Genomic DNA, 8,595 nt, shown 5'->3' on the forward strand with positions numbered 1-8,595 from the left:
CCCCTGGACCTCCCCCTGCCCGGTCATGAAGGTGATGTCCACGTAGACCTTTCCCTGGTTGGGGTTCTGGACCAGGACGTAGGTCTGCATGCCCAGGGCCGTGCAGCCCTCGGCGAGGTACCAGACGGAGGAGGGAGCGGTGACCCCGATGGAGTCGTGGGCCCAGGACATGCCCGGCCCGTACATGGCCCGCTCGCAGATGATGTCCCCTCCCTCCGAGGTCACCCGGGTGGAGACGTCGGTGTTGTCGGGGACGTAGGCGTTGGCCAGGAAGGAGCAGCGGGAGTTGCCGGGAAGCTCCACGTTCTGGGGCCCCTGGACCTCCCCCTGCCCGGTCATGAAGGTGATGTCCACGTAGACCTTTCCCTGGTTGGGGTTCTGGACCAGGACGTAGGTCTGCATGCCCAGGGCCGTGCAGCCCTCGGCGAGGTACCAGACGTTGGCCGCCTTCCAGGCGATGACGAACTGCGAGAGCGACGTCACCATGCCGGTGATGCGGTCGTTGGCGGTATCCACGCTCTCCGTCACGTCCACCCAGGTCCCGCCCTCCTGGTGCAGCATGCGCAGGCTGCTCTCGGGGACGATAAGGGCATCTTCGTCGTAGGGCAAGGTGACCAGGATGTTCCCCTCGTAGGTCGCGGTGGTCGCGATGTCGTAGCAGGAGCTTCCCAGTATATGGAAATTGGCCACCGAGGGGTCGGGCTGCGGTGTGGCGCTGGTGTTCCCGCCACCGCTCACCCCGGAGAAGGTGACCTCCAGGCCCCCGCCCAGGTCTACCTGCACGTTGCTGCCGGGCGGCGTGTTACCGCCCCCGCCCGCGGCGGTCACGGTGAAGCCTCCGGGGAGGGTGCCCTCCTGGTTGTCGGGGTTCTTCACCACCACGTCCCAGGCGCCGGTGGCCGCCCCCGCCGGGATGGGGAGGGAGCAGGTTATCTTGGTGGGGCTCACCACCGTGACCCCGGTGGCCACGATGTCCGACTGGCCGGCCTTCTTCAGCCGCACCGAGGGGGTGCCGTAGAAGCCGGTCCCCGCCAGGTTGGTCACGGCCACCGTGGCCCCCTGCGCTCCAGAGTTGGGGGTGATGGAGGTGACCGTGGGGGGCGGGAGGGCCCCGGTGATGGTGAAGCCTCCAGTCAGGACGCCAACCTTCCCGTCGGGGTTCATGACCTTCACGTCCCAGGCCCCCGAGCAGGCGTCGGCGGGGATGTCGAAGTAGAAATTCAACTCGGTGGCGTTGTAGGGCTCACCCCCGCTGAACCTCCCCTCGATGTCCGGCTGGCCTTCCCTGCTCAGCCAGGCTCTCGGCACGGTGGGCCAGGCGCCCCAGAAGCCGGAACCGTTGATGGTCATGTACAGGCTCTTGGTGCCCCTCTCCGCGAAGCTCGGGCTCACCGAGGTCACCGTGGGCGGAGGCATGGGGTCCATGACCCGGAAACCGTTCTCAAGGGTGTCACACATATCATGGTCTGGGCTCTGGATATACACGTCCCACTTGGCTATCACTGCGTCGGCCGGGATGGGGAAGCGGCAGGTGACGCGGTTGAGGCTCTCCACCACCACGTCGGTGGCCGCGATGTCGTCCTGGCCTTCCAACTGCAGGGCCACGTAGGGCTTGGCCGTGGAAGTCTCCCAAAACCCGTGCCCCTCAAGGGTCGCATCGCACGTCTGACCCCTGATGCCCCAGGTGGGGGTAACGGCCTCCAAATCGGGCATGAGATATCCGAGGACGAATTCCGAGAGGGAATCGGTGCGGCCGATGGCCACGTGGTTCACCGTATCGATGGCCCAGGTGACGTCTTCCCAGCTTCCGCCCTCCGTCTTCTTGAACATGCGCACGCCCTCGTCCGGGTAACCCAACAGGTTGCCGATGGGCATCCTCACCTCGATCGTGCCCTGGTAGGAGGCTGTGGTCTCTATCTCCCTGCAGTCCCTGACAATCCAAGGCCCGTCCGGGAGCTCCTCGTAGGTGGGGTTGGTCCCGGGGACCTTGTAGGTGTTCCCCGGGGCGGTGACGGAGGTGAAGGTCACCGTGTCGCCCTCTCCCAGGTCCACGGTCACGTCGCTTCCGGTCCTGGTGTTGGCGGGGACCATGCGCAGGAGGACCCCTTTCTCCCCCGATGCCCAGGCGTGCTCGGCGTCAACGGCGTGGACGCTGAGCAGGTTATCTCTCGTGGGGACGAACATGAAATCCCAGTTCTCGCCCCCGTCCATGGTCCGGAGGATGGTCCCGAAACTGCCCGCCACATAAGCGGTGTCGGCGCTCAAGGCGCAGATGGCCCGGATGGAGCCGGCCGCGGAAGGCATGGTGTACACCGACCAGCTCTGGCCGCCGTTGGTGGTCTTTATGACCTTGTTGCTGCCCGCGGCCCACACCACGCCCCCTCCGGTGTTCCAGCACGTATCGAGGCTCGCGGGCAGCCCCGGAGGCAGGTCCACGGTCGCCCAGCCGACCGGCGGACCGGGGACGCGGTGCAGGACCTTGGGGTTGTTATAATGGCTCCCCACGGCCCAGAAATCGTCCCCGTACCGGTGGATGTCGTAAACGCCGAAATTGTAAGCGGAGAATTCCGGAGGTTCGCTCCAGGTCGCGCCCCCGTCGGCGGTGCTGTGGATGCAGCCGGCACCTGAATAATAGTTCGCATCCCAGGCGTGCAGGAAGTCGGTGGCCAACAGGGCGTGCATGTAAGCGGGATTTCCGGAATAGGCCCAGTTATTCCCACCGTCCTCGGTCCTGGCCACCCCGTAAGCGGGACAGTACGTGGAACCCACCCAGACCACCTGCTCGCTGACCACGGAGATGTGCTCCGTCCAGTTGAAGTACTTGCTAGGATCGGGATGGGAGAGGCCGATGACCTGCCAGGAATCGCCGTAGTCGGTGGTCTTGAGCACCTTCCCGTTGCCCGTGAACTCGGGGTCCAGGACGGCGTAGGCCACGGAGGCGCTTGCCGCCTCCACCTGACCCACGGTGTAGTCGGCGAGGGGCGGCGACATCCCGGAGGGGCCCACCTTCTCCCAGGCGTGGTCCAGCACAAGGTCACTTCGCCTTATCCCCAAAGTGTAGGCATCGCTGTCCGAATAATCCTCATAAGGCCACACCTCGACATAATATCTGCCTTCCGCGGGGTTCTGCATCTCGATGAACTCGTCCTGGTTGGAACCGTTCTCGGAGCCCGCGATGCTCTCGCCGGAGGAGTTATATATCCGCAGCTCGTAATTGCAGGATTCCGGTATGCCGGTTAAGGTCGCGCGCAGCATCTTGCACCTCTCCGGCACATCGACAAAGAAGAAGTCGTGGTCCCCCTCCGCCTGGATGTAGGCCTCGTAATCCACCCGGTCCAGGGGGCCGTAGGCCTCCCCCAGGGAATCGTTGGGCTCGTAGGGATCCGCGGCGGCCGCGGCCCTTTTTACCCCGGGCGGAGGCTGCAGTCCGAAGGGGCTCAACCATCCCATGAGGAACAGCAGGCAGGCCCCCAATGCCAGGAGTCTTGCGCCGCTTCCCATGCCTTTTCCGGCCTTCATCTCACCCACCTCCCTGGACCGGACCACGACAGCCGTCGCATCCATAAATGAACGCTACAGGTTTAAGGAAACGACTTTCCGCCGAGCGTTTCCCGAAATCGCAGCTCCACGGAATGGACCTGATCCGAGTCCTCGGGCTCTTTCCTTCCACGGCCCGAAAAAAGTATTTGGTATATATTTCCATCGCAGTATTGATAAGAAAACTGAGCTCAGCGAAGCGCCCAACCGTTCATGCCGTGGCGGGAATACAAGCGTAAATTTCGAGGTTCTTTGGTATGAAGAATCCATCTCCGCCCCCTCTACGCCAAGGATGAGGAAAACGTCCAGAGGGGGATGAGATGGATTAAAGCGACTCTCCGGGCGCGTTCCCCTTATCTACCGGCAACCCTATCTTAGTAATAATTCATTTTGAATTTACTACCTTATAACGATATTTTCAAGATAGATAACGGGCCTATGTTCAACAATGATCTGGGATGTCCGCGCGCTCAGCGTTCCGCATCCGTCGTTATGCCGCTTTCCGGCGGGCCCGGGGCCCCGTCTCCTTGACCCAGAGTATGACCACGGCGATGGCCAGGGCTCCCAGGGCCGCCAGGAAGACGATCGCCCAGCGGTAGTCGGCCACCGCCTCTTTTGACCATGACCTGATGGCCTCCCGCTTGAACGCCTCCATAAGGAAGGGGATGGCGAATGAACCTATGCTCCCGATGGCCATGAGGGTGCCCGCGGCGGAGCCGGCGAGACGCGGTCCTATATCCTCCATCTCCCCAGTGATGGTGAAGGTCACCGGCAGGGCGGCCAGGAGGAAGAACCCCAGGAGCGCGCCGGCCACCAGGTCCACCGGCTTGCTCCCCACGAAGCCTATGAGGAACATCATGGGGATGGGGACCAGGCCGGCAAGGATCAGGAAGGGTTTGCGCAGACCCAGTTTCTCGGAAACGCCGGGAAGGGTGGCGGCCCCCAGAATACCGCCCAAGATCATGGCCGTGGCCACCGAAGCGGCGAACTTGGCCGTGAAGCCGTGGAAGGTGATGATCTTCTCCATGGTCACCGCCATGCCCATGTAGATGCCGTAACCCACCAGGGAGACTGTGGCCAGGGCGCGGAAGACGGAGGAGCCCATGAAGCGGCGCAGGGACTCCATGACCCCCAGCTTGACATCCTCAGGCATGGGGCCGGAGGGCGTCGGCGGATCCTCGCGAGCCAGGAGGAAGAAGAGCGCCGTGGAGACGGCCATGAAAACGGCGAAGACGGTAAGCACGCGGTTAAGCCCGTTCTGGATGACGGCCAGGTTGCCCAGCTCGGCAGCGTCCTCGGGGATGCCGGCGATGGTGGTGACCAGGAGGTAACCCGCCGCCGTCCCCAGGTAGAAGAACATGGTGGCCAGCCCGATGCCCAAGGCCCGGTCCTTCTCCCGGAACCACTTGATGGGCATCTTGGACATGTTGGTGACGATGAACACTCCCCCGGCCCCGGTTATGGCCTGGCATACCAAAAAGAGCCAGTACTGAGCCGTCCCGGAATCCACTACGTGGGGGACGATGGCCCGGATGATACCCATCACCGAACAGATCACCGCCCCCACCCCGGCGGCGAACTTGAAGCCGCGGCGGTCGGCCAGATCCCCGGCATAGGATCCGATGAAGACGAACATCAGTGGCCCCACCAGGGCCAGGGCCCGGATGGCCGTGGAGCCCACGCCCAGCGCCTTCTCCACGTCCGACTCGATGGGCGCGAAACTCAGCCAGAGCACAGCCTGGGCCACCAGGATTATCCCGTAGACCAGAAGGACCACCCAGCGGTACCCGTACTGCCGGTACTCCTCGACCGCGGTCTCCTCGCTCATTCTTGCTCCCCCCTTCGAAATTCTCGCCTCCACCCCAGGCGCTGGGCCGCCGGACCGGCTCCGTCTCATCCGTCGGGTTAACGGCCCTTCCCGGAATCCTCATCCTCAACTTGAATCGGTGCTTCCCGGACCCACGGCACGGCAGGCATACCGCAGCGGTAGCGGATTCCCTGCCTGTTCTCTCCGGTCCCGATCCGTTCGTGTCGTCGCCGTCACCGCCCATCTCCTGCAGCCCGGGTGGTTCCGATAGTATCGACGAACATCCGTCTCTCCGCCGCTCTCCTCCCGCCTTCCACCCAAGAAATATCTTCACCACACGGGGCATAGCGACCTTTTCGTCGTTGGCAGAGGAAGGGAGACCTCCGTTTATCTTTATCACCCCATGAAATGACCTGAAAAACCCGTCGTGCGTGCGCGTCCCTTCCCAAGGCAACAAGACAAAAAGGTGGGCCGAAAGACCAGGCTTCACCCCAGGAGATGCGCAGGATTCATGGGTATATTCATGGGTATATACTGGTGTAGTGAAGAAAAATGGAAGGGCGTTTCGACACCGGAACGCCGATGGCAAAGGCGTTCGGGGGTCGGACGTCAAGGCCGCTGGTCAAGAAAGAAACGGGGGGGAAGGGCATGGACAAACTGACGCGGGCGGTAGTGGAGACGCTTGTGGACTGGGGGGCGGACCTAGTGGGCATCGCCCCGGTGGAAAGATTTGAGAACGCCCCGGAGGGGCACCGGCCCACGGATTTCCTCCCCGAGTGCCGGTCGGTCATCTCGGTCGGGATGCACCTCTTCCAGGGGATGGCGGATGTGTGGGGGGAATGGCACGAACCGACCAAGACCAACACGCCCTATCTCTTCTACGGTTACGGGCTCGCCAACTGGGAGAGCTCCCGGCTGGTCAACCGCATGGCCAAGCTCCTCGAATACAAGGGCTACAAGACCCTGGCCTTCATGCCCACCTGGATAAGCAGCATGACCAAATACTTCGACCGGACCATACAGACCGGGAAGGTGATGGCCGAATTCTCCCACCGCCACGCCGCAGTGGCCGCCGGGCTGGCGGAGTTCGGCTGGAACGGGCTGGCCCTCACGCCGGAATTCGGTTCCATGCAGCGGTTCAACTCCCTCCTGACCTCCGCGGAGCTAGAACCCACCCCCCTTTACGACGGCCCTCCTCTCTGCCGCCCAGAGGAGTGCGGGCGTAAATGCGTCCGGCTCTGTCCCGCCGAAGCCCTCTCCGAGAGCGAGGCCCAGCGGTGCAAGATAGGGGAAAGGGAGATGGAATACGCGCTGCGCGACGACATCCGCTGCGCTTACGCCGTCACCGGCCTCATAAAGGGGACGGGAAGCCACAGTGACCTGCAGATACCCGAGGGGCCGGGCCAGCCGCTGCACTTCTTCGCCTCCATGGGAAGCGAGCAAATACACCCCTTCACCCGGGCCATGCTGGACAACTGCTTCGGGCTCATCTGCGGGGATTTCTGCGGCAAATGCCTGCACATGTGCCCCTCCCTCATGTTGAGCCGGGAAGACCTGCGGGACTACGACTTCTCGCGGCGGAACAGCTCTCTGAAGCGGAATCCGCTGCCTTGAGACAAGGCCGGCGGGTTCAGGAGAAGTTCTGGGTCACGTAGACCTCTCCGTCGTCGTCCACCCACACCCCTATCCCCTCCCGGGAGAAAGGGGTGAGGATGTTCTCCCGGTGTCCCGGGCTCTCCATCCAGCCGTTCACCGCCGCTTCCGCCAGGCCTTCCAGGGTGAAGTAGGAATAGGAGAGGATCTCGCCCGTTTCCCTGTCGTAGGTGTAAGACTTTACCACGTTGCCCAGGAAGAGGTTCTCGCCACCTTTGTACTCCACGGTCCCCACCCTGGTGGTCCGTTTGTAGCCGTGCTCCCGGTAACGGTCGGTGAAATCCTTCCCCTCCGGGCTGACGTGGTCGAAGTAGTCCCTCTCCGCCATGTCCCGGCTGTGCTCCAGGGCTATGGCCGCCAGTTCCTGGTCCCAACTCAGTGCGGAGAGGCCGTAGCGCTTTCGGACATCATTGATCTTGCGATGTATCAGATAGGCCAGTTCCAGGGAGTTATCACGGATATGGCTTATGTGCCCCGCTTTCTCTTCCTCCAGATCGGCGGATGCAAAAAGGCCTTCCGGTTCCCGTGACTGCTCCTCCGCCGTCCTCTCGACCCGGTATTCGAGGGATACCTCCTGTTGCCTAGGAACCGGAAGGCACCCACAACCGGGGCTCCCAAGAACGGCGGCCAGGAACATCACGATGATGACGCCTGCCGCCACAAACGGCAAAAAGCGCCGCCGCGGCCGGAAACCGCCGTTCACGGAAGAACCGCCATCGGTACCCGCGCTCCTCATATCTCCCTTTGGCCAGAAGCCATGTCCCGTCACCATTTTTCACCCTTTCAGGATATTTTTCCGGTTTCCCGGCCATTCTACCAGGCAAGATTTTATGGCTCCTTTTACATCTCTTGAACTTTCAGGATACTTTTCCGGTTTCCCGGCCATTCTATTGCTTTCCGGTCTTGCTGCCCTTTGCGGTATTTCGGCTATCCTCATCGCTTGAAGATCTCCCATCCGTAAGGCGCTTCGTCTGAAATACGGTTAATCTCTCTGAAGACATTCAATCGCGTATCGCACAAGGGCAATCCATCCTCCTCTCTTTTCGCGGCACACCTGGTGTCGAAACATCTAAAACCCCGAACAACGCTCCCATTGAATTATTACGTTCCTGAACCCCTATATGTTCTATGAACCTCAACATGTTCTCCATACAAGCCCAAGAACTCGATTTTCGGAGATACGGACTCCTGATCGACGATCCAGGTGACGCGGGAATCCTCCGGAGTGGCGGAAACGCCGAGAATGCCGGAAATCCCCGACCGACGATTGGCGGAATGCTCCTGGAGACCTGACGGCGCCACCGTCGCGGCCCTTGTGATATCACCGCAAGACAGGCGGTGCCGCATAGTGTCAGTAGGCGCTCTTCGGGCTGAAAAGGGCCGAGAACCACCCTATCATCTTGAAAAAACAGGCAAATCAACGGAATAAAAAGGGTTACCTCTCAGGCTTTACGTTATCATACCCCGTCCGGCAGAAGAAGCCTGCAGCTTGACAGGAAATATAGCGATTGTTATTCCTAAGACATATACCGAACGGTAACCTGCGTTTCTTGCCGGGGGAACAAGTGGGGGTGCCGAATCATGCGAAGAACCTCTCT

At 61.9% G+C, this 8,595-nt stretch carries 5 protein-coding genes; 1 reads left to right on the top strand and 4 read right to left on the bottom strand.

The window, feature by feature from the left end; translation table 11 throughout:
- Together H7007_RS00820 and H7007_RS00825 are read right to left on the bottom strand one after the other, a co-directional pair.
- Window positions 1-3,519, bottom strand: a 3,519-nt coding sequence (locus H7007_RS00820; protein ID WP_287152587.1) for a DUF5719 family protein, incomplete at its 3' end; no start/stop codon positions are given.
- A gap of 508 nt (window positions 3,520-4,027) precedes the next feature.
- Window positions 4,028-5,365, bottom strand: coding sequence for an MFS transporter (locus H7007_RS00825; protein WP_287152588.1), 1,338 nt, complete (start codon window positions 5,363-5,365; stop codon window positions 4,028-4,030).
- Between the two features lie 627 nt (window positions 5,366-5,992).
- On the opposite strand from H7007_RS00825, the gene H7007_RS00830 reads away from it, so the two are divergent.
- Window positions 5,993-6,958: a hypothetical protein gene (locus tag H7007_RS00830; protein ID WP_287152589.1), complete on the top strand. Its 966-nt coding sequence runs from the start codon at window positions 5,993-5,995 to the stop codon at window positions 6,956-6,958.
- Window positions 6,959-6,974: 16 nt separating this feature from the next.
- Here H7007_RS00830 and H7007_RS00835 read toward each other — a convergent pair whose 3' ends face one another.
- Window positions 6,975-7,733, bottom strand: a complete 759-nt coding sequence (locus H7007_RS00835) for a CAP domain-containing protein (protein WP_287152590.1) — start codon at window positions 7,731-7,733, stop codon at window positions 6,975-6,977.
- Window positions 7,734-7,772: 39 nt separating this feature from the next.
- Complete coding sequence (locus H7007_RS00840; protein WP_287152591.1) at window positions 7,773-7,934, bottom strand: hypothetical protein; 162 nt, start codon at window positions 7,932-7,934, stop codon at window positions 7,773-7,775.
- Window positions 7,935-8,595 lie beyond the last annotated feature (661 nt).

Source organism: Candidatus Solincola tengchongensis (assembly GCF_015711935.1).
Classification (GTDB): Bacteria; Actinomycetota; Geothermincolia; order Geothermincolales; family RBG-13-55-18; genus Solincola_A; species Solincola_A tengchongensis.

Coding starts and splice junctions, on each gene's coding strand:
- H7007_RS00835 (WP_287152590.1), bottom strand. CDS start 7,733: ATGAGGAGCGCGGGTACCGATGGCGGTTCTTCCGTGAACGGCGGTTTC.
- H7007_RS00840 (WP_287152591.1), bottom strand. CDS start 7,934: ATGAGGATAGCCGAAATACCGCAAAGGGCAGCAAGACCGGAAAGCAAT.
- H7007_RS00830 (WP_287152589.1), top strand. CDS start 5,993: ATGGACAAACTGACGCGGGCGGTAGTGGAGACGCTTGTGGACTGGGGG.
- H7007_RS00825 (WP_287152588.1), bottom strand. CDS start 5,365: ATGAGCGAGGAGACCGCGGTCGAGGAGTACCGGCAGTACGGGTACCGC.